The sequence below is a fragment of the Saccharothrix saharensis genome (genome assembly GCF_006716745.1).
In the GTDB taxonomy this organism is placed as follows: Bacteria; Actinomycetota; Actinomycetes; order Mycobacteriales; family Pseudonocardiaceae; genus Actinosynnema; species Actinosynnema saharense.
This window is the reverse complement of the sequence record NZ_VFPP01000001.1, coordinates 5,202,421-5,222,276: the sequence shown is the minus strand read 5'-3', so window position 1 is coordinate 5,222,276 and position 19,856 is coordinate 5,202,421. Positions and strand designations below refer to the sequence as shown.

The following is a 19,856-nucleotide window of genomic DNA, read 5'->3' as shown; positions in this document are numbered from 1 at the left end:
GCTCACGTCCACCGGCTTCCCCCGTTCACCGGGCCAGGCCCTCGACGACTTCCGCGCCCGGCAGCTTCGCCAGCACGTCGCCGGGCACGAGCAGCTTGCTGCCCCGCACGCCGCTGCCGATCACCAGTTCCGGCGCGGCGGCGACCTCCGGTGACAGCAGCACGGGCCAGTCGTCGGGCAGGCCGACGGGTGTGATGCCGCCGTACTCCATGCCGCTGAGCGACACCGCGTCGTCCATCGGCGCGAACGACGCCTTGCGCGCGTCCAGCCTCCGCCGCACGACGCCGTTCACGTCCGCGCGCGTGGTCGCGAGCACGACGCACGCGGCGTACCGGACGGTGTCGCCGCGCTTGCCCGCGACGACGACGCAGTTCGCGGACGCCTCCAGCGGCGAGCCGTAGTGCGCGCAGAACTCGGCGGTGTCCGCCAACGCGGGGTCGATCTCCGCGACCGCGAGCCGGCCGCCGTCCGCCATCGCCCTCAGCGCGGCGGCGACCGGGGCGGCCACCAGGTCCAGCCGGTCGAGGACGGGCAGCGGGGTCAGGGTGCCTGCGATGGTCCACACGCCGACCATCCTGCCGGCTGCGCTTGACCTTGACGTTACGTCAACCTCTACCGTTGTCGGCACAGGGAGGGAGCACGGTCATGGCCTGGTCGATCGCGCAGGTCGCGCGGATGTCGAAGGTGACTTCGCGGACGCTGCGGCACTACGACGCGATCGGCCTGCTCGAACCGGCGTGGGTCGGCGACAACGGCTACCGCTACTACGAGCGGGCGCAGGTGCTCCGGCTCCAGCGGATCCTGCTGCTGCGCGAGCTGGGACTCGGCCTCGACACCGTGGCCGAGGTCCTGGACGGGCGGCACCGGGCGGTCGACGTGCTGCGCAACCACGCGCGGTGGCTGGCCGCCGAGCAGGACCGGCTGGCGAAGCTGGCCCGGACCGTCTCCCGGACGATCGAGGAACTGGAAGGGGGTGACGAGGTGAAGATGGACGAGCTGTTCGACGGCTTCGACGCCGACCGCCAGGCCCGCTACGAGGCGGAGCTGGTGGAGCGCTACGGCGAGCAGGCGCAGGAGCACATCGACGAGGGCAAGCGCCGGATGAAGGACTGGACGAAGGCCGACGCCGACGGTTACCTGGCCGAGTGGAAGGCGATCGTCGAGGCCTACGCGGACGTGTTCCGCGCCGGTGTCGCGGCCGACGCGCCGCGCGCGCTGGAGGTGACCGACCGGCACCACGCCTGGCTGTCCCGCAGCTGGACGCCGAACCGGGAGTCCTACACCGGCCTCGGTGAGCTCTACGCCGACGCGCCGGAGTTCAAGGCGCAGCTCGACGAGCACGCCGAGGGCCTGGCCGAGTACGTGCGCGACGCGATCGCGGCGTACGCGGCGGCCAGGCTCTAGCGAGTCCACGGGGAGGTGCACATCCCCGTGGACCCGGTGCGAGCGGTCAGAGGCCTTGCAGCCCGAAGGCCTTGAGCGCCTCGCGGTTGAACGCGGGCAGGTCGTCGGGCTTGCGGCTGGTCACCAGGGTCCACCCGGCCATGTCGCAGACCCGGACCTCCTCGTCGGACCAGTCGCCGCCCGCGTTGCGGATGTCGGTGGCCAGGCTGGGGAACGAGGTCAGCATCTTGCCCCGCACCACGTCCGCCTCGACCAGCAGCCACGGCCCGTGGCAGATCGCCGCGACCGGCTTGCCCGCGGCCACGTGCTGCTTGACGAACTGCACCGCGTCGCGGTCGAGGCGGAGGTTGTCCGAGTTGGCCACCCCGCCCGGGATCACCACGCCGTCGTAGTCCATGGGGTCGGCGTGCGCGAACGGCACGTCCACGTCGAACGTGTCGGCCGGCGTCAGGTGGTCGAACGCCCGCACCTGCCCCAGCTTGGGCGCGAGCAGCCTCGGCACGGCACCGGCCTTCTCCACGTGCTGCCAGGGCTCGGTCAGCTCGACCTGCTCGATGCCCTCCGTGTCGACCAGGAATGCGATCCTCTTCTGTTCGGCCATGCCCTTCGGCTACCCGCGCAGGAAGTCGGACAACCACCCTCGGACCTCGCCGCGGTGGGTCAGCCACGACGGCACGAGCTCCAGCCTGCCGTTCGGGAACGAGGCCGCGACCTGCTCGGCCACGTCGCCGGGGTGCAGCGGGTCCCGCGTCGCGCCGATCACCAGCACCGGGGCCGTGACCCGCGCCAGCGCCGCCCGGTCGGGCACCGCGACCTGGCCGGGCAGCTCGGCGAGCGCCCCGTCGAGCCGGGCGAACGCCAGCCGCCGTTCCGCCTGGTAGTCCGGCGGCCCGCCGACGGCGGTGATCGCCTCCTCGCGGCCGAGCATCCGCCGGGGCTCGTCCAGCACGGCGGGCAGCAGCAGGGCGACCCGCTCGAACGCGTCGGGTTCCCCGGCCAGCAGGGCGAGCAGCGCTCCCGCGGTCAGCGACACGCCGAGCGCCCGGGTCGCGCCGGTCTCCCGTGCGACGGCGCGCAGGTCGGCGGCGATGCGCCGGTAGGTCCAGTAACCCTCCGGCGCGTCCGGCGCGTCGCCGTGCGAGGGGAGGGTGACCACGACCTTCGTGCCCGGCAGGCCGGACGTGGGCAGCCGTGCCTCACCGGGTGTCGCGCCCAGGCCGTGGCCGACGAGCGTGACGGGTGCGCCGGAGCCGAAGCTCCGGTGCGTCACCACCGCGGGCCGCGCTGGACCTCGATCAGCCGGGGCCGGACGTCGACCACGTACACCGTGACCGCGACCAGCCCGGCGAGCCAGAACATGCCGCCGGCGGAGAACGGGTGGAACAGCAGCAGCGCGAACGCGCCACCACCGGTGATGCCGAGCCACGCGGGCTTGGTCATGCGCTCGGCCGCCGTGTAGGCGTCCGCCCGCTGCGAGAGCGCGTGCGCGAACGCGAACACCCCCATGACCAGCGCGGCGTAGTAGGCCGCGAACATGACCCAGATGTCCAGGTAGAGCGGACTGAACGGGGGGAATGGTGGCAACACGCCTCCAGCGTACGTGCGCGGCGCCGTCGCGGTACAGCCGAAACGGGGCGTCCTCGGTCAGGACGCCCCGTCACGGTCGGGTCACTGGCCGCTGTCGGCCGGCTTCTTCGCCGTGGTCGAGCGGGTGGCCGCGGTCTTGGTCGAGCTCGCGGGCTTGGCCACCGGCTTGGTCGCGGTGACCGGCTTGGTCGCGGCGGGCTTGCGCGGCGCCGCCTTGCGGGTGGTCTCGCGGACCTCGGCGGCGACGTCGCCACCGACCTCGACCACGGTCTCGGCGAGCTTCTCGGTCGCGTCGTCCAGGTCGTCGGCGACCTTCTCGCCGACCGCGCGGGTGCGGCGGGACACCTTGCCGAGCACGTCGTCGGCCAGCACGCGGGCGTCGGCGGCGGCGGCCTCGGTGCGCTTCTGGGCGGTCTCGACGGCCTCCTCGACCTGGTGCAGCGCCTTCTGCAGGCCGGGCTGGGTCTTCAGCTTCTCCAGCGCCTCCTCGCCGTGCTGGGCGAGGAACTGGTAGAGGTTCAGCGCGGACTGCGTGTAGGCGTCGACGACCTTGCGCAGCTCGGCCGGGTCGAGCCGGTCGCGCAGGTCCTTCTTCAGGTCGGCGGACTCGGCGGCGCTCTTCGCCGACTCGGCGCGCTCGCGGGCCTTGTTCAGCGCCTCGATCACGGCCTTGGCGGCCAGGTCACCGGCGCCCAGGGCGGCGAGCAGCGGGGTGCGGGCGGCGGCGACGGCCTGCTCGCCCGCCTTGCGCAGTTCCTCGGTGGTGGGCAGGTTCGGCATGGAGATCACTCCTCCGGCTTGGTCTTGGTGGCGGTGTTCTCCCGCCGGAACGACTCGTAGACGTCGAGCAACACCTGTTTCTGCCGCTCGGTCAGGTCGGGGGCGGTGACGATGGCGTCCGCGAGGGCGCCGCCCTCGCGCTGCTCCAGGATCCCGGCCTCGACGTACAGCGCCTCCGCGGAGATCCTCAGCCCCTTGGCGATCTGCTGCAGGATCTCCGCGCTCGGCTTGCGCAGACCGCGTTCGATCTGGCTCAGGTACGGGTTGGAGACCCCGGCGAGCTTGGCCAGCTGCCGCAACGAGATCTTCGCCGTGTTGCGCTGCTGGCGGATGTACTCGCCGATGTCGCGGCCGAGATCGGCCACCGCCTCGTCGATGGACTTGTCCAACTTCGCGGCACCTCCTCGATCCGCTGTCGACCGTACGCGGAGGTGCTAGCTACTGCAAGCGCTCTGCTAGCGATCGGGACGTGTGCTCGCCCACAGGGCTACCGTGGACCGCGTGGATGTCGCGGCGAACCTGCGGGCTCGGCTGGTCGACGCGCTCGTGGCCGCCGGCGTGCTGCGCGACCCGCGGTGGGTCGACGCGTTTCGGCAGGTGCCGAGGCACGTGTTCCTGCCGGGGTTCTTCGCGCCCCGTCCCGACGGCGCCTGGGAGCCGGTGACCGACGCGCACCCGGACCACCTCGCGCTGGTCTACCGCGACGACGTCCGCGTGACCCAGCTCGACAACGACGACCGAGCGTGGCAGCAAGCACTCGCCACCGGTGCCGCGACCGGGGTACCCACGAGTTCGTCGAGCATGCCGACGATCATGGCGATCATGCTGGAGGCGCTGTCCGTCGCGCCCGGCGACCGGGTGCTGGAGGTCGGCACCGGCACCGGCTACAACGCCGCCCTGCTCGCCCACGTGCTCGGCGACGACCGGGTGACCTCGATCGACGTCGACCCCGGCGTGCTGGCGCGGGCGCGGGCGCGGCTGGCCGTCGCTGGCCACCACCCGACGTGCGTCGCGGGCGACGGTGAGCGGGGTCACGCGCCGCGTGCGCCCTACGACCGCGTCCTCGGCACGTGCGCGGTGTCGCGGATCCCGACGGCGTGGCTGGCGCAGACCGCGCCCGGCGGGGTGGTCGTGACCACGTTGAACCGGGCCATCGGCGCGGGCCTGGTGCGGCTGACCGTGCGGGACGGGCGGGCCACCGGTCGGGTGCTGCCGGAGGACGGCCGGTTCATGCCGTTGCGCGCCCACCGGCAGGCGTGGGCCGACGAGGCGCTGGTAGCGGCCTCGACCGCGGAGCCGACGACGTCACGCACGACCCTGCTGTCCTCGCGCGCGGTGCTCGACCCGGGCGGTGGTTTCGAGTTCTTCGCGGGCCTCGCGCTGGCCGAGGTGGCGGTGGCGGGCGACCCGGTCCGCCTGGTCCACCCGGACGGCTCGTGGGTCCGGCACCGGGGTGCCGTCGTGGACCAGGGCGGGCCGCGGGCGCTGTGGGACGTCGCCGAGGCCGCCTACCGCCAGTGGCGCGCGCTGGGCGAACCCCGCCGGCACCGGTTCACCTTCACCGCGACCCCGACCGCCCAGCACTTCGCCCTGGACGGCACCGCCCTGACCTGGCCCCTCCCGTGAGTCCTGCGTCCGGGGCGCACGAGTCGAACGCTCGGACCGTTCAGTCGAGCAGTTCCTCCAGGAAGCTGCGCCTGCGGCGCGGCGGGTAGTGCGGGTCGTGGTACCCGACCGGGTACACCGCCGGCGGTGGCGCGGCGGGCACGGTGCCGGGCGGTGGCTGGTACGGGGGCGGCGGGCCGGTGTGCGTGCCCGGCGGCGGCTGGTAGGGCGGAGGCGGCCCGGCCGCGGGCGGGACGTCGGCGACCTCGCCTGCTCCCGGCGCCGCGGGCTCGACCGGCGCGGCACCCTCGACCGGCGCGGCCACCGTCGGATCACCGGCGGCCACCGGCCCGGGTGAGACCGGCCCAGGAGCGACGGGCACGGGAGCGACGGGCACGGGTGCGACCGGCGTGTGCACCGGGACGCCCTCCGGCCGGTACGGCTGCGCGTAGTGCGCCCGTTCGGCGGCGATGATCTGCTCCAGCTCGCCGCCGTCCAGGAACACGCCCTTGCAGTTCTCGCACTGCTCGATGTGAACGGAACCACGGCTGATGGTCCGCATCAGGTCCTGGCACTTCGGACAGATCACCTCTTCGAGGGTACGCACGACACAGGGGTGACCGTGTCACCACCACCAGTGATCGGTCCGTCATGATGCGGTGGTGTCCAGATTCCGCCAGCGGGCCGTGCTCACCGGGTGCGTGCTGGCCGCCGTGCTCGCCGCGGCCGGCCTGTTCGTCACCGACTACGGCATCGACCCCGACCTGTGGTTGACCGGCCTCGCCCTCGGGTTCCTGGCGCTGCTCGCCGCGCTGGACCCGTGGCTGCACCGCAAACGCGCCGCCGGACTGGCCACCGACGACAACCTCGACGCCGCCGCGAGCGCCCTGGCCCGCGCCCTGCACGCGCAGTGGAACGAGGAGTGCCACGCCCGCGGCCTGCGGGAACACCTCCTCGACCTGCACTGGAGCGCCGTGCGGGGTGAACCGGGGCACAGCGACGCGGTCGTCCGCGCGTTCCAGCGCACCCCGCGCATGGTGTTCCTCGGCGAGCCCGGCGCGGGCAAGAGCACGACCGCGATGCTGCTCACGATCGGCCTGCTCGACCGCCTCGTGGACGGCCCGGTGCCGTTCCTGCTGCCGCTGTCCACGTGGAACCCGGAGGCGGAGGACGTCCGCACCTGGATGACCCGGCGGCTCTACGAGGACCACCCGGCGCTGCGCAACACCGAGCTGTACGGCAGCTACGCGGGTGACCTGCTGGTCGAGCAGCGCCGGATCTTCCCCGTGCTCGACGGCCTGGACCAGATCCCGGCGGAACGGCGCGCCGACGCGCTCGACCGCATCAACCGCGCGTTCCCCGGCTCGCACCCGCTGGTGCTGACCTGCCGCACCGCCGAGTTCGCCGAGTCGGCCGCCACCGTGCCGAACGCGCAGGTGGTGGAGTTGCAGCCGGTGGACCTGGAGGAGGTCGCGGGCTACCTGCGGTCGGTCTCCGACCCGGTCGGCGCGGCCCGCTGGGAGCCGGTGTTCCTGCACCTGCGCGACGAGCCGGACGGCCGGCTGGCCGAGGCGCTGTCCACGCCCCTCGCGGTGTGGCTGGCGGGCGTCGTCTACGGGTACGGCGAGCCGAGCGAGCTGCTGGACCGCACCCGGTTCCCCGACCGGTTCGCCATCGAGAACCACCTGGCGGACCTGCTGGTCGGCGGCGCGTTCGGTGATCGCGGGGTCGCGCACCAGGCCCGTGCCAGCCAGGTGTGGCCCCGGGAGAAGGCGGCCCGCTGGCTCGCGTTCCTGGCGGGCGAGATGCGTCGGCGCGGTGTGCGCGAACTGGGCTGGTGGGAGCTGCGCCGCTCGGTCGGCAGCACGTGGCTCGCCCTGCTCGGCGCGGTCGCGCTCGGCCTGATCGGCGGGTTCGGCGTGGCCTGGCTGATGGCGTACGCGAGCACGCCGGAGCTGGCCCCGATCACGGGGTTGGCCGCCGGGGTCGCGGTCGCGGTGGCGGCGCTGTACGCGTCCGGGCACCGGGTGCCGAAACCGCGGCTGGGGGTGTGGCGCAGCCTGGTCGTGGTCAGCGGTGTGCTCGGCACGGCCGCCGGCCTGGTGTTCGGCGCGCTGTACGGGCTGTCCGCCGGCTTGGTGGTCGGCCTGGGCATCGCGGTGGCGGTGGCGCTGCGGTTCGGGTTGGGCAGCACGGCCGAGCTGAGCCACCCGTCCAGTCCGAAGTGGACGATGGCGCGGGACCGGATCGCGGTGTGGACGGGGTCGCTGGTGCTGGCCGTGGTGTTCGGCGCGGCGGCCGGACTGGTGTTCGGGCCCAAGCAGTCCGGCATGGTCGGGCTCGGCCTGGCGTGCGGGCTGATGCTCGGCTTCACCCTGTCCGTGCTGCACCTGCGCTGGTGGTGGTTCACCGTGGCGCGGATCTGGCTGGCGCTGCGCGGCAAGCTGCCGTGGGAGCTGATGGTGTTCCTGGAGGACGCGCGCAAGCTCGGCGTGCTGCGGCAGGCCGGGGCCGCCTACCAGTTCCGGCACGCGTTGGTGCAGGACCGGCTGGCGGGCGACCGCGCGGCCCCGGTCCGGTCAGACGCCGAGCTCGCGTAGCCGGGAGATCGCCTCGTCCAGCACCTCGTCGCGCTTGCAGAACGCGAACCGCACCAGGTGCCGCCACTGGTCGGGGTGGTCGGTGAACACCTGCACCGGCACGGCCGCCACGCCGATCCGCTCCGGCAGCTCCCGGCACAGCTGCGCGCCGTCGGTGAAGCCGAGCGGCCGGACGTCCGCGGTGATGAAGTAGGTGCCCTCGCTGGGCCGCACCGCGAACCCGGCCTCGGCCAGGCCGTCGGACAGCCGCGAGCGCTTGTCCTGCAAGGACGTGCGCAAGCCCTCGACCCACTCCAGCTCGTGCCGCAGCGCGTGCGCCACGGCCGGCTGGAACGGCGCGCCGCCCACGAAGGTCAGGAACTGCTTGGCCGCGCGGGTCGCGCCGACCAGCTCCGCCGGGCCGCACGCCCAGCCGATCTTCCAGCCCGTGCAGTTGAACGACTTGCCGGCGCCGGAGATCGTCACGGTCCGCTCGGCCATGCCGGGGAACGTGGCCAGCGGCACGTGCTCGAGCCCGTCGAAGACCAGGTGCTCGTACACCTCGTCGGTGATCGCCACCAGGTCGTGCTCGACGCACAGCGCCGCCACGGCGGCCAGCTCGTCGCGGTTGAGCACGGTGCCGGTCGGGTTGTGCGGCGAGTTGAGCAGCACCGCCCTGGTGCGCGGGCCGACGGCGGCGCGCAGCGCGTCGACGTCCAGCCCGAGCCGACCCGTGCCCGGCTCCTCGACCAGCCCCACCGTGCGCCGGGTCGCCCCGGCCAGCGCCACGGACGCCGCGTAGGAGTCGTAGTAGGGCTCGATGAGCACCACCTCGTCACCGGGCTCCACCAGCGCCAGCAACGTGGCCGCGATGGCCTCCGTGGCGCCGACCGTCACCAGGACCTCGGTGTCCGGGTCGTAGTGCGTGCCGTAGCGCGACCGGTGCTCGGCGATCGCCCGGCGCAGCTCCGGCGTGCCCGGCCCCGGCGGGTACTGGTTGAGGCCCGCGTCGATGGACGCCTTGGCGACGTCGAGCATCCCGGTCGGGCCGTCGGTGTCCGGGAAGCCCTGCCCGAGGTTCACCGCCCCGGTGCGCGTGGCCAATGCCGTCATCTCGGCGAAGATCGTCGAGGTGAACGGCCTCATCCTGGTGACTAGCGCTGGTGCCCGCACAACGCCGAATCTTCACGGACAATGGCGGCGTGGAGCAACTGACCCCCGCTGACCAGCTCAAGCGCCAGGGACTGCGCCGGATGAAGCTCGTGGCGACCGGCTTCTTCCTGGCCGCGACGGCGATCTTCCTGGTGGCCCTGCTGTTCGAGGACGGCGGCCCGGCGTGGGTCGGGTACGTCCGGGCCGCCGCCGAGGCGGGCATGGTCGGCGCGCTGGCCGACTGGTTCGCCGTGACCGCCCTGTTCCGCCGGCCGCTCGGCCTGCCGATCCCGCACACGGCGATCATCCCGACCCGCAAGGACACCTTCGGCGACGCGCTGGGGTCGTTCGTCGGGACGAACTTCCTGTCCGAGGCGGTGGTGCGGGACAAGCTGCGCCGGGCGGGCATCGGGCGGCGGATCGGCGAGTGGCTCGCCCGGCCGGAGCACGCCGAGCGGGTGACGTCGGAGCTGGCCAACGTCGTGAAGGGCGCGGTCACCGTGCTGCGCGACGACGACGTGCAGGCCGTGGTGGAGCAGGCGGTGGTGCGGCGGTTGGTCGACCGGCCGTGGGGTCCGCCGCTGGGCAAGCTGCTGGGCCAGGTGCTCACCGACGGCGCGCACCACAAGCTCGTGGACCTGATGTGCGACCGGGCGTACGACTGGGTGCGGGACAACTACGAGAAGGTCATGGGCGTGGTGTCGGACCGGGCGCCGTCGTGGTCGCCGAAGTTCGTCGACTCGCTGCTGGGCGACAAGGTCTACACCGAGCTGCTGAACTTCGCGTGGGCGGTGAAGACCGACGTCAACCACCCCATGCGGCTGGCGGTGGACCAGTTCCTGATCGAGTTCGCGACCGACCTGCGCACCGACCCGGCGACCATGCAGCGGGCCGAGCAGGTCAAGCAGCAGGTGGTCGAGCACCCGGACGTGCAGCGGGTGATCGGGTCGGCATGGGGCACGGCGAAGAAGATGCTGCTCGACGCGGCCGAGGACCCGTCGTCGGAGCTGCGCAGGCGGGTGCGCGAGGGGCTGGTCGCGTTCGGCCGCCGGCTGGTGGAGGACGAGTCGATGCGCGCGAAGGTCGACGGGTGGCTCGAGGGCGCGGCGGGGTACGTGGTGACCAACTACCGCGACGAGATCACCACGCTGATCACCGACACCGTGGAGCGCTGGGACGCCGAGGAGACCTCGCGCAAGATCGAGCTGCAGGTCGGGCGCGACCTGCAGTTCATCCGCATCAACGGCACGGTCGTGGGCGCGCTGGCCGGCCTGGCGATCTACACCGTCGGCCAGCTCGTGACGTGACCTGAGCGGTGAACCCGGGGTGCCCGCACGTGGGACTCTCGCGAGTGTCGAACGCTCGGGTCCCGAGTGTCGAACGCCCGGGTACCCCGAATTCCACGCTCAGGTCACGCTCAGGGCGCGGCGTTCCCGCCAGTTGCGCGCCTTCTCCCGGTTGCCGCACGTCTGCATCGAGCACCAGGTGCGCGAGCGGTTGCGCGAGCGGTCGAAGAACGCCCACCGGCAGTCGTCCGCCTGGCAGATCTTGAACCGCTCCCACGTCCCGAGCACGGCCAGCCGCGCCGCCGCGCCGAGCACCGCGCCGAGCGCGTCGGTGCTGGACATCGTCGGCACGCCGTGGCTGAGGTCGACGCGGATCAGGCCCGCGACGGGGGTGGGGTCGGGTCCGTCGTGCCGTTCACCCAGCGAGGCCCGCAGCGAGGAGCGGACGGCGCGGACCTCGTGCGGATCACCAGCCCGGCCCAGGCCGCGTTCGGTGACCCACGCGCGCCAGGCGGCGGCGCTGTCCAGGACGTCCGTGCCGAGTTCGAGGTCTCGGGTGTTCAGGAAAGCGAGCAGCAGCTCCACATCGTGTTCCGCATCGCCGGCTCGACCCTGCGTGAAAGCCGCGTGGTCCCAGCCGGCCGCCAGACCAGTCACCCCTCCACTGTAGGCGTCGGAGAGGGCGGATGTGGCGAAGTAACCGTCAATCCACCGTGATCGGTTACGCCGACTGCCTGTTCGGACCAGCGGTCCCGCTGCGCCGATCAGGCTATGAACCGAGTGTATACACCGTGTGTATAGTCGCCCGCATGTCGATCGGACACACCCTGCTGGGCCTGCTCGAAAAGGGCCCCCGGCACGGTTACGACCTGAAGAAGGCCTACGACGAGCGCTTCGGCCACGACCGCCCGCTGCACTACGGGCAGGTCTACACCACGCTGTCGCGCCTGCTCCGCAACGGCCTGGTCGAGGAGGCGGGCGTCGAAGCGGGCGAGGGCCCGGAACGCAAGCGGTACGCCATCACCGACGCCGGCGTCACGGACGTGGAGCACTGGCTGGGCACGCCGGAGAAGCCGGAGCCCTACCTGCAGAACACGCTCTACGCCAAGGTCGTGCTGGCCCTGCTGTCCGGCCGCAGCGCGGACGACGTGCTCGACGTCCAGCGCGCCGCCCACCTGGTCACCATGCGCGAGCTGACCAAGCGCAAGGCGCGCGGCGACCTCGCCGACCAGCTCATCTGCGACCACGCCCTGTTCCACCTGGAAGCCGACCTGCGCTGGCTGGAGCTCACCGCCGCGCGCCTCGGCCGACTCAAGACGGCGGTGACCCGATGACCGGCACGGACTCGACCACCCGACCCCTGCTCGAAGCCGTCGACCTGCACAAGTCGTTCGGCCCCACCCCCGCGTTGGACGGCGCCGGCCTGCGCGTGCTGGCGGGCGAGGTGGTCGCCGTGATGGGCCCGTCGGGCTCCGGCAAGTCGACCCTGCTGCACTGCCTGGCGGGCATCCTCACGCCCGACCGGGGCACCGTCCGCTACCGCGACGTGGAGCTCAGCGCGATGGGCGACGGCGCGCGCAGCGAGCTGCGGCGCACCGACTTCGGCTTCGTGTTCCAGTTCGGCCAGCTCGTGCCGGAGCTGAGCTGCCTGGAGAACGTCGCGCTGCCGCTGCGGCTGGGTTCGGTGAAGCGCAAGGAGGCCGAGTCCCGCGCCCGCGAGTGGCTGGAGCGGCTGGAGGTCGCCGACGTCGCGGACAAGCGCCCCGGCGAGACGTCCGGCGGCCAGGGCCAGCGCGTGGCCGTGGCCCGCGCCCTGGTCACCGGTCCGCGCGTGGTGTTCGCCGACGAGCCGACGGGCGCGCTCGACTCGCTCAACGGCGAGCGCGTGATGCAGCTGCTGGTCACCGCGGCGAAGGAGACCAACGCGGCGGTGGTGCTCGTGACGCACGAGGCCCGGGTGGCGGCCTACTCCGACCGCGAGGTCGTGGTGCGCGACGGCCGGTCCCGCGAGATGGAGCCGGTCACGTGAGGCAGTGGTTCACCGACCTGGCGCTGGGCGTCCGGCTGGCGCTCGGCGGCGGCCGGACCTCGTGGGTGCGCCTGACGCTGACCGGCGCGGGCATCGGCATCGGGGTGGCCGTGCTGCTGGCCGCGTCGTCGGTGACGACGGTGCTGTCCGAACGCGCGGAGCGAGAGGCCGCGGCCTCGCCCGTGACCGACCGCGAGGCGACCGGTGACGTGCTCTACTCGATCTTCTGGAACACCGAGTACCGAGGCGACACGATCACCGGCCGGTTCGTGCACGCCACCGGTCCGAACGCGCCCGTGCCACCGGGTACGTCGAGGGTGCCCGGCGACGGCGAGGTGTTCGTGTCGCCCGCGCTGGCGGAGCTGCTGGCCTCCCCGGACGGCGCGCTGCTGCGCGAGCGGTTCCCCCAGCAGGTGATCGGCACGCTCGGTCAGGCGGGGCTGAACGCGCCGGACGACATGGTGTTCTACGCGGGCGACTCGACCGTGACGCGGGACGCGGGCGAGGTGGTCGTCCGGTACGGCGGCGAGCGGCAGGAGCGCACCCTCGACCCGATCCTGTCCCTGCTGATCATGGTCGGCGTGGTCGCGCTGCTGTTCCCGGTGCTGGTGTTCGTGGGCATCACGACCCGGCTGGCGGGCGCCGAGCGGGACCGCAGGCTGGCCGCGTTGCGGTTGGTCGGCGCGGGCGCGCAGCGGGTGCGGCGGATCGCGGCCGGCGAGGCGTTGCTGGGCGCGGTCGTCGGTCTGGCCGTCGGCGCGGCGCTGTTCTTCGCGGCACGGCAGTTCGTCGAGCACGTCCAGCTCCTCGGCATCAGCGTGTTCGTCAGCGACCTGACCCCGTCGCTGCCGCTCGCGGTGCTGATCGCGGTGCTGGTGCCGGTCATGGCCGTGGTGACGGCGATCGTCGCGATGCGCCGCACGGTGGTCGAGCCGCTGGGCGTGGTGCGGCGGACGAAGCCGGTGCGGCGGGTGCTGTGGTGGCGGCTGGTGCCGATCGCCCTCGGCGCGGCGGCGCTGCTGACCCAGGCCGGCGCGTTCGGCGGCGCGGTGAGCAGCGGGTCCGCCGAGATCGTCATCGGCGGGATCATCCTGCTGCTGCTGGGCATCCCGGTGCTGCTGCCGTGGGTGGTCGAGCGCACGGTGGGCCGGTTGCGCGGTGGCGCGCCGTCGTGGCAGCTCGCGATCCGCCGGCTCCAGCTGGAGAGCGGCACGGCGGCGCGCGTGGTCGGCGGCGTGGCCGTGGTCCTGGCGGGCGGGATCGCGCTGCAGTCGGTGCTGGCCAGCGCGGAGAGCGAGGTCGTGGACCGGCCCCTGCCGCAGGCCGACCAGACCCGGATCTCGGTCGTCCTGCAGGAGTCGACGCCCGAGACGATCGAGCAGACCGTGGGCCTGTTGCAGCGGTCGGTCGGCGTGGAACGGGTGCACCCGCTGCGGACCGTCGCGTTCAAGCTCGGTGAGGACTACTACTCGGCGACGGTCGGCACGTGCGAGGTGCTGCGGACGGTGTCGGCGCTGCCGAGCTGCGCGGACGGCGACTCGTTCCACATCGGCGTCGAGCAGGTGCCCGGCTCCAACCGGCCGGAACCCCAGCCGGGGCAACGAGTTTCGGTGTTCGCGAACGACCAGGAGCAGGAGCCGAGTCTGGAGTGGACGGTGCCCGCGTTCACCGAGGTCGCCGGGCCCGCGGACGATCCGATGAGCGCCTCCGGGCTGCTCGTCACGCCGTCTTTGGTGCGGGACCTGCCGGCGACCGCGGGCCACACCAGGGTGCTCGTGCGGGTGGACCCGGACCGGCCCGACATCGCCGAGCACGTCCGCAACGCCGTGGCGCCGATGACGTGGCGCGCCTACGCGGCCTACTACGGGCAGGTCGACCTGTCCGACCGCATCAAGGAGTTCCAGAGCATCCGGCAGGCGCTGCTGGCGGGCTCGCTGGTCACGTTGCTGCTGGCGGGCGCGAGCCTGCTGGTGCTCGCGCTGGAGCAGGTCCGCGAACGCAGGCGGCCACTGGCCGTGCTGGCGGCGGGCGGTGTCCCGCGCGGCGCGCTGGGCCGGTCGCTGCTGTGGCAGAACGCCGTGCCGCTGCTGCTGGCGCTGGTCGTGGCCGTCGGCGTGGGCGGCGGTCTCGCGGTCCTGCTGCTGCGGATCATCTCCCAGCCGGTCGTGCTCGACTGGCCGGGCATCGGCGTGCTCAGCGCCGCCGCCGCCCTGCTCGTCGTGATCGTGACCCTGCTGTCGCTGCCGTCCCTGTGGCGCGCCACCGGCGCCCTCGGCCTGCGCTCCGAGTAGGTCCTCGGCGGACGTCGCCGTCCCCGGTCGGGGGCGGCGGCGTCACCGGTGGTCGGCACACCGAAGCCACGTTCGGGCGCTCCGAAGCGTCTAAGGAGATGTGACCCCATATCCGCACCACCGTCACCACACCGCCCGCGCGGGCGGCCGGAGCACCCAGGGCGTGTTCCGATGAGGTGGCTCGCCGACCTGGTCCTCGGCGTCCGGCTGGCTGTCGGGGGCAGCCGGACGTCGTGGGCCAGGTTGGCGCTCACCGCCGCGGGCGTCGGCCTCGGCGTCACCGTGCTGCTGCTGGCCGCCTCGGTCGGCCCCGCGCGGGAGGCGAAGTCGCAGCGCGTGCAGGCGGCGTCCCTCGACCCGACGTCGGCGGGCGGGACGCTGAGGGCCCGGCCCGTCAGCGTGTCGTGGCAGGGCCGCCTGATCACCGGCGTGGAACTGGCCGCCACCGCGAGCGGCGCACCCGCGCCGCCCGGCGTCGGCCGCATCCCCGGACCGGGCGAGCTGGTCGTCTCGCCCGAGCTGCTCGACCTGATGCGCACCGACGACTCGGTCCGCGCCCGCTTCCCGGAGAGCGTCATCGGCGTGATCGCCGACGCGGGCCTGCCCAGGCCGAAGTCCTTGATCTTCTACGCGGGCCTGGCCGACGCCAACCTCGCCGCCGCCCACCCTGCCGCCGGGTTCGGCGGCGACCGGCCACCGCCCACACTGCCGCCGGTCTACCGGCTGCTCATGGTCGCCGCGATCAGCGCCCTGCTCGTGCCGCTGGGCATCTTCGTGCTGGTCGCCACCCGCCTCGGCGCGACCGGCCGGGAACAGCGCCTGGCCGCGATCCGGCTGGTCGGCGCGTCCCGCACCCAGCTCCGCTGGATCGCCAGCGGCGAGACCCTGACCGGGGCCGTGCTCGGCCTGTTCGTCGGCGTGGCCCTGTTCTTCGCCGCCCGGCCGCTCGCCCGGTTCATCGAGGTGGAAGGCGTCGGCTTCTTCCCCACGGACCTGCTGCCCGACCCGCTGCTCGGCGCGCTGATCGCGGTGGGCGTGCCGGTGGTGGCCGTCGTGTCGGCCCTGCTGGCCCTGCGCACCGAGGACGTCGGCCCGCTCGGCCTGTCCCGCGCCGTCGAGCTGCCGCGCCGCCGGGCGTGGTGGCGGTTCGCCCTGATCGGCGCGGGCGCGGCGCTGATCGTGGTCATCTCGCTGATCGGCAGCTACTGGCAGGTGGTGGCCGACGCACGGCTGGCGGTCGGGCTCGGCGCGGGCATCGCGCTCGTCCTCGCCGGCACGGGCGCGGTGCTGCCGTGGCTCGTCGGCGAGGTCGCGCACCGCGTGGAGCCGAACGGCATCGCGCCGCTGCTCGCCCTGCGCGCCCTGCGCTTCGACGCGGGCACGCCCCGCGTGCTGTCCGGCGTCGTCGTCGTGCTGACCGGCTCGTTGACGTTGCAGGTGCTGCTCGGCGTCGCGGCCCAGTACACCGCCGCACCACCGACGGACACACCCGACCGCTGGGTGCTCGACCTGCCGCCGCACGCCTCGGTGCGACCGCTGGAGGAGGCGATCGCGCTCGTCGGCGGCGTGCGGCAGGTCAGCGAGGTGCGCACGCACACCGTCGACCGCACCACCGTCGACCGCACCACCGTCACCAGCACCGACTGCGTCGAGATCGCCGAACGCCTCGACGTGCGGGACTGCGTGAACGGCTCGGCGTACCTGGTCGGGTCCGGGCCCGCACCCGGCACCAGGCTGAAGGTCGCCGGTCAGGACTGGGTCGTGCCGCCGCACAAGCGGGCGGAGGGCGCGTTCCGGGGGCTCGTCGTGGCCGGCGGAGCCGATCCGGTGCTGGCCTCCCTGCCGCCGACCGAGCTCGTCGTGCGAGGCGACCCGGACGAGTCGTTCGGCGACCGCCTGCTCGCCGCCACCGGCCGCACCGACCGGGGCGTCACGCTGCGCCGCCAGTTCGCGGCGGGTCAGGTCGAGCTGTTCACGTCGCTGCGCAGCGGCGTCATCGGCGGGTCGGTGCTGCTCACCCTGCTCGCCGTGATCGGTCTCGCGGCGGCGGCCGTGGACCAGGTCTTCGAACGTCGCCGGCCCACCGCGGTGCTGGTCGCGAACGGCGTGCCGGCCAAGGTGCTCGCGATGTCCTCGCTCTGGCAGTCGGCGGTGCCGGCGGCGCTCGGCCTCGCCGTGGCCATCCCGATCGGCCTGGGCACGGCCTGGCTCGTGGCCCCGTCCGGGCGGTTCCGCGTCGACTGGACCGAGATCGCCACCACGGTCGCCGCGGCGGCGGTCGCCGTGCTCGTGGTGTCGCTGTGCACGCTGCCCGCGCTGCGCTCGGCGATCCGCCCGGCGAGCCTGCGAACCGAGTAGCGACGCACCCCGACGATCATCGGTTCCTTCGACCACACCATCGTGCGGCGACGGTATCCCCAGGTCAGAACCCGTGCTCTCAAAGAGCATGCGAGATTGGGAGAACACCGAGCTGCTCGTGCACGCCTGCCGCGGCGACGCCGCCGCGTGGCACGAGATCGTCCGCCGCTACGCGCGCCTCGTGTGGGCGGTGCCGCGCTCGCACCGGCTGAGCCGGGAGGACGCGGCCGACGTCTGCCAGGCCACCTGGCTCGCGCTGGCCGAGAACCTGGCCCGCATCCGCCGGCCCGACCGGCTGGGCGCGTGGCTGGTCACCACCACCCGGCGCGAGACGCTCGCCGTGCTGCGGTCGCGCGGCCGGGAAGTGCCGCTGGAGCTGGCGAAACCCGTCGACCGCGCCGACGGCGGGCCGACGCCGGAGGAGGTGGCGCTGGCCCGTGACGCCGGGTTGTGGCGGGCGTACGCGACGCTGACCGACCGGTGCCGGGAGATCCTGCGGCTGGCCGCGTTCGCGCCCGAGCTGTCGTTCACCCAGGTCGCCGCGGCGGTCGGGGTGCCGGTGAACAGCCTGGGCGCCACCCGCGGCCGGTGCCTGGACCTGCTGCGCCGCCGCCTCGGGGTGGCGCGGTGATCGGCGTGGAGCGGGCGTGCGGCGACCGGGCGCTGCTCGACGCCCTGGCCGCGGTGGTGGACCGCTTCGACCCGATGCCGCGGCGCGTGGCCGTCCGGGCGCGCGCCGCGTTGCGTGAGCGCACCGAAGCCCTGCCGCTGCGGTTGCTGTCGGATTCGGTCCTCGTGGACCCGCCGGGTGGGTCGCGGAGGGTGACGTTCAGCGGGCTTGACCTGCGTCTTGCGCGTGACGGCGGTGGGGTGCGGGTCAGCGGGTCGGCCCGGGTCGGTGCGTTCGCGGTGGTGCGGTGGCCGGGCGGGTCGGTGACGTCGGCGCTGGACGCGGCCGGGTGGTTCTACGTCGAGCGGGTGCCGTTCGGGCCGGTGCGGTGCGTGCTGCGGGGCGGCGGTCCGGACCACGCCACGCCCTGGTTCGTCGCGTGACGGCGCGGGGGGACGTGGTGGACGCGTCGGGCATGTGGGCGAATTCTTTTCGCATTTATCGTCGGCGGACGAACTGCCGCGCGGGCACGACTTGGCCGAATGGGTGCGAGAGCCTTTGGTGTTGTCGGCAGTGCGGCCGGATTGGTGCTGCTGTTGTCGCGACCGACTCGGCGCAAACGCTTGCGGACGCGCGGTCCGAGCCGGGTGGCCTGTGCTTCGCCTGCTTCGGAGCGGGGCGACTATGCGTTCACTGTCACCCATCCGAGGGACGCCCAATCGGGCGTCATGGGCCGTGGTGGCCGAAGTGGCCGGTCAGGCGTCCACAGCGGACACCACCCGCCAGTCCACAACGGACATTTCCCGCCATCACCCCATCAGGTGGACACGACGGACTGTGTTCGCGCACCGGTGGAACAACACGGACAGCCGCACCGCACCGCCCTTCCGAGCGGTTTCCGCCGGAGAACGTTCGAAAATGCGGTTCCCAGTGCTAGACATAGCAGAACGTCGACCTCGAACGGTCCGTCCCGTTCGCTTCAGCCCGGAACGGTGGTGATCCACGGTGGCCACTCCCTACGCGGTGCGCCGCGGAGGATCGCTGCTGCTCCGGACCCTCACCGTGGGCGGGTTGGCGGCGGCGGCGTGGTTCGTGTGCGCCGGGGTGGCGTCCGCGGGCGAGGACCACTCGGACGAGGCGGTGAAGACGCTCGACGCGGTGAACGCGGCGTTCGGCGGACCGCAGACCGCGATCGTCGACCAGGCCGTCGCCGAGGCCGTGCCGGAGAAGCTCGCGCCGTTCGCGACCGTCACGCACGAGCCTCAGCCGATCGAGTCGGCTCAGTCGTTCGAGTCGTTCCCCGCGGTCGCGCTGTTCACCGCCGACCTGACCGGGGCCGACGTACTCGCCCCCGCCGCGCCGGCCGTGATGAGCGGCCCGGTCGAGCCCGAGGTCTACCGCTACCCGGACGCCGACCCGTACTCGGACAGCACCGGCGAGGAGAGCTACGAGTACGCGGGCAGTGCCGGGAGCCACGGCGGGTACAGCCACTCGGGCGCGGTGTCGAACACGATGCCGGTGCCGCTGTTCGAGGCGAAGGTGGCCGCGAAGGCCGCCGCCCGTGCAGCGGAGGCCCAGGCCCGGACGGCCGTGACGCCGACCGCGGTGCCCGCGGCCACGCCGGTCCCCGTGACCGTGCCGCTGTTCGCACCTCTGACCCCGCCCGCGCCGGCCGTGCCGCCGGCCACCCCGGACGCCGAGGTGGTCTGGGAAGCGCCGCAACCGAGCGCTCCCGCGCCCGCGCCGAAGCAGGCGCCCGCGCCGAGCGCGCCGACGGCGTCCTCGGGCAGCGCGGACAGCGGCGGCGGCCACCGGGGCGGCGTGCTCGTGTCGCTCACCGGCCAGTCCGACCCCAAGCCGTTGGCCGCGTGGTCGGCCGAGCGCTGGGACGACGGCCGCACCCCCGGCAGCGTGCCGGGGCTGCCGAGCACGTCACCCGACTGAGTCAGACGGGACCCGTGTGCCCTGAGCACACGCGATCACACACCGTTTGACTTGGTCTTTTCTCACACATCACACCTGTTCGCGCATCAACCGCGAGGCTCCCCGTCCTGCCAACCGCGCCCTGGCAGGAACGGGTGAGGTCCCGTCGCCGCGCTGCCCCCGCGAGCGCCGGGACCGCACGGGAACCTGCGGCAGGGGACGCCAATCCCTGGAGCGTCCCCGCCGCAGGTC

Annotated in this window: 20 protein-coding genes; 11 read left to right on the top strand and 9 right to left on the bottom strand. The window is 73.6% G+C overall.

Features of this window, described 5'->3' with window-relative positions:
• Nucleotides 1-25: 25 nt before the first annotated feature.
• Nucleotides 26-574, bottom strand: coding sequence for a YbaK/EbsC family protein (locus FHX81_RS23245; protein ID WP_141980155.1), 549 nt, complete (start codon nucleotides 572-574; stop codon nucleotides 26-28).
• A gap of 71 nt (nucleotides 575-645) precedes the next feature.
• Between FHX81_RS23245 and FHX81_RS23240 the strand changes: the two genes are divergently transcribed.
• Nucleotides 646-1,404, top strand: a complete 759-nt coding sequence (locus tag FHX81_RS23240) for a MerR family transcriptional regulator (RefSeq protein ID WP_141980154.1) — start codon at nucleotides 646-648, stop codon at nucleotides 1,402-1,404.
• A gap of 46 nt (nucleotides 1,405-1,450) precedes the next feature.
• Here FHX81_RS23240 and FHX81_RS23235 read toward each other — a convergent pair whose 3' ends face one another.
• The 5 genes from FHX81_RS23235 to FHX81_RS23215 form a co-directional block, all read right to left on the bottom strand.
• Nucleotides 1,451-2,005 carry a type 1 glutamine amidotransferase domain-containing protein gene (locus tag FHX81_RS23235; protein WP_141980153.1) on the bottom strand — a complete coding sequence of 185 codons (555 nt, stop codon included), beginning with the start codon at nucleotides 2,003-2,005 and terminating at the stop codon, nucleotides 1,451-1,453.
• A gap of 9 nt (nucleotides 2,006-2,014) precedes the next feature.
• Nucleotides 2,015-2,677, bottom strand: coding sequence for an alpha/beta fold hydrolase (locus FHX81_RS23230; protein WP_246107945.1), 663 nt, complete (start codon nucleotides 2,675-2,677; stop codon nucleotides 2,015-2,017).
• Nucleotides 2,671-2,955 (bottom strand): DUF2516 family protein, encoded by a 285-nt coding sequence (locus tag FHX81_RS23225; RefSeq protein ID WP_281291785.1) that lies wholly within the window; start codon nucleotides 2,953-2,955, stop codon nucleotides 2,671-2,673. The genes FHX81_RS23230 and FHX81_RS23225 overlap by 7 nt, the downstream gene beginning before the upstream one ends.
• Before the next feature lie 117 nt (nucleotides 2,956-3,072).
• Entirely contained in the window at nucleotides 3,073-3,771 is a 699-nt protein-coding gene (locus FHX81_RS23220; RefSeq protein ID WP_141980152.1) for a hypothetical protein, read from the bottom strand.
• A gap of 5 nt (nucleotides 3,772-3,776) precedes the next feature.
• A complete protein-coding gene (locus FHX81_RS23215; RefSeq protein WP_170232142.1) occupies nucleotides 3,777-4,160 on the bottom strand; it encodes a helix-turn-helix domain-containing protein in 384 nt (127 codons plus the stop codon).
• A 112-nt stretch (nucleotides 4,161-4,272) separates the two neighbouring features.
• Here FHX81_RS23215 and FHX81_RS23210 point away from each other — a divergent pair, with 112 nt between their 5' ends.
• A complete protein-coding gene (locus FHX81_RS23210) occupies nucleotides 4,273-5,397 on the top strand; it encodes a methyltransferase domain-containing protein (protein ID WP_170232141.1) in 1,125 nt (374 codons plus the stop codon).
• 40 nt (nucleotides 5,398-5,437) lie between these two features.
• Here the strand turns inward: FHX81_RS23210 and FHX81_RS42150 are convergent, their stop codons facing one another.
• Nucleotides 5,438-5,965: a TFIIB-type zinc ribbon-containing protein gene (locus tag FHX81_RS42150; RefSeq protein ID WP_246107944.1), complete on the bottom strand. Its 528-nt coding sequence runs from the start codon at nucleotides 5,963-5,965 to the stop codon at nucleotides 5,438-5,440.
• Between the two features lie 73 nt (nucleotides 5,966-6,038).
• Here FHX81_RS42150 and FHX81_RS23200 point away from each other — a divergent pair, with 73 nt between their 5' ends.
• The gene (locus tag FHX81_RS23200; RefSeq protein WP_246107943.1) at nucleotides 6,039-7,976 is read left to right on the top strand and encodes an NACHT domain-containing protein; all 1,938 of its coding nucleotides are present in this window, start codon (nucleotides 6,039-6,041) and stop codon (nucleotides 7,974-7,976) included.
• On the opposite strand, the gene FHX81_RS23195 is transcribed toward FHX81_RS23200, so the two are convergent.
• Nucleotides 7,956-9,128 carry a pyridoxal phosphate-dependent aminotransferase gene (locus FHX81_RS23195; protein WP_141980150.1) on the bottom strand — a complete coding sequence of 391 codons (1,173 nt, stop codon included), beginning with the start codon at nucleotides 9,126-9,128 and terminating at the stop codon, nucleotides 7,956-7,958. The two genes, FHX81_RS23200 and FHX81_RS23195, sit on opposite strands and share 21 nt — an antisense overlap.
• A gap of 29 nt (nucleotides 9,129-9,157) precedes the next feature.
• Here FHX81_RS23195 and FHX81_RS23190 point away from each other — a divergent pair, with 29 nt between their 5' ends.
• A complete protein-coding gene (locus FHX81_RS23190) occupies nucleotides 9,158-10,414 on the top strand; it encodes a DUF445 domain-containing protein (RefSeq protein ID WP_425473838.1) in 1,257 nt (418 codons plus the stop codon).
• A gap of 99 nt (nucleotides 10,415-10,513) precedes the next feature.
• Here FHX81_RS23190 and FHX81_RS23185 read toward each other — a convergent pair whose 3' ends face one another.
• On the bottom strand, nucleotides 10,514-11,050 hold the full coding sequence (locus tag FHX81_RS23185; RefSeq protein WP_141980149.1) for a CGNR zinc finger domain-containing protein: 537 nt from the start codon (nucleotides 11,048-11,050) through the stop codon (nucleotides 10,514-10,516).
• A 152-nt stretch (nucleotides 11,051-11,202) separates the two neighbouring features.
• Here FHX81_RS23185 and FHX81_RS23180 point away from each other — a divergent pair, with 152 nt between their 5' ends.
• The 7 genes from FHX81_RS23180 (at nucleotide 11,203) to FHX81_RS23150 (ending at nucleotide 19,625) form a co-directional block, all read left to right on the top strand.
• The gene (locus FHX81_RS23180) at nucleotides 11,203-11,727 is read left to right on the top strand and encodes a PadR family transcriptional regulator (protein ID WP_141980148.1); all 525 of its coding nucleotides are present in this window, start codon (nucleotides 11,203-11,205) and stop codon (nucleotides 11,725-11,727) included.
• A complete protein-coding gene (locus tag FHX81_RS23175) occupies nucleotides 11,724-12,422 on the top strand; it encodes an ABC transporter ATP-binding protein (protein WP_141980147.1) in 699 nt (232 codons plus the stop codon). The genes FHX81_RS23180 and FHX81_RS23175 overlap by 4 nt, the downstream gene beginning before the upstream one ends.
• Nucleotides 12,419-14,713, top strand: a complete 2,295-nt coding sequence (locus FHX81_RS23170; RefSeq protein WP_141980146.1) for an FtsX-like permease family protein — start codon at nucleotides 12,419-12,421, stop codon at nucleotides 14,711-14,713. Before FHX81_RS23175 ends, FHX81_RS23170 begins: the two co-directional genes overlap by 4 nt.
• 171 nt (nucleotides 14,714-14,884) lie before the next feature.
• Nucleotides 14,885-17,071 (top strand): FtsX-like permease family protein, encoded by a 2,187-nt coding sequence (locus tag FHX81_RS23165; protein ID WP_141980145.1) that lies wholly within the window; start codon nucleotides 14,885-14,887, stop codon nucleotides 17,069-17,071.
• Nucleotides 17,072-17,159: 88 nt separating this feature from the next.
• Nucleotides 17,160-17,702 carry an RNA polymerase sigma factor gene (locus tag FHX81_RS23160; RefSeq protein WP_141980144.1) on the top strand — a complete coding sequence of 181 codons (543 nt, stop codon included), beginning with the start codon at nucleotides 17,160-17,162 and terminating at the stop codon, nucleotides 17,700-17,702.
• Nucleotides 17,699-18,124, top strand: coding sequence for a hypothetical protein (locus FHX81_RS23155; protein ID WP_141980143.1), 426 nt, complete (start codon nucleotides 17,699-17,701; stop codon nucleotides 18,122-18,124). Before FHX81_RS23160 ends, FHX81_RS23155 begins: the two co-directional genes overlap by 4 nt.
• Nucleotides 18,125-18,686: 562 nt before the next feature.
• On the top strand, nucleotides 18,687-19,625 hold the full coding sequence (locus FHX81_RS23150; RefSeq protein WP_141980142.1) for a hypothetical protein: 939 nt from the start codon (nucleotides 18,687-18,689) through the stop codon (nucleotides 19,623-19,625).
• Nucleotides 19,626-19,856 lie beyond the last annotated feature (231 nt).

What these genes read in the sequence shown, in the direction of transcription:
- FHX81_RS23245 (WP_141980155.1), bottom strand. Translation starts at nt 574, where the DNA reads ATGGTCGGCGTGTGGACCATCGCAGGCACCCTGACCCCGCTGCCCGTC.
- FHX81_RS23240 (WP_141980154.1), top strand. Translation starts at nt 646, where the DNA reads ATGGCCTGGTCGATCGCGCAGGTCGCGCGGATGTCGAAGGTGACTTCG.
- FHX81_RS23235 (WP_141980153.1), bottom strand. Translation starts at nt 2,005, where the DNA reads ATGGCCGAACAGAAGAGGATCGCATTCCTGGTCGACACGGAGGGCATC.
- FHX81_RS23220 (WP_141980152.1), bottom strand. Translation starts at nt 3,771, where the DNA reads ATGCCGAACCTGCCCACCACCGAGGAACTGCGCAAGGCGGGCGAGCAG.
- FHX81_RS23180 (WP_141980148.1), top strand. Translation starts at nt 11,203, where the DNA reads ATGTCGATCGGACACACCCTGCTGGGCCTGCTCGAAAAGGGCCCCCGG.
- FHX81_RS23175 (WP_141980147.1), top strand. Translation starts at nt 11,724, where the DNA reads ATGACCGGCACGGACTCGACCACCCGACCCCTGCTCGAAGCCGTCGAC.
- FHX81_RS23165 (WP_141980145.1), top strand. Translation starts at nt 14,885, where the DNA reads ATGAGGTGGCTCGCCGACCTGGTCCTCGGCGTCCGGCTGGCTGTCGGG.
- FHX81_RS23160 (WP_141980144.1), top strand. Translation starts at nt 17,160, where the DNA reads ATGCGAGATTGGGAGAACACCGAGCTGCTCGTGCACGCCTGCCGCGGC.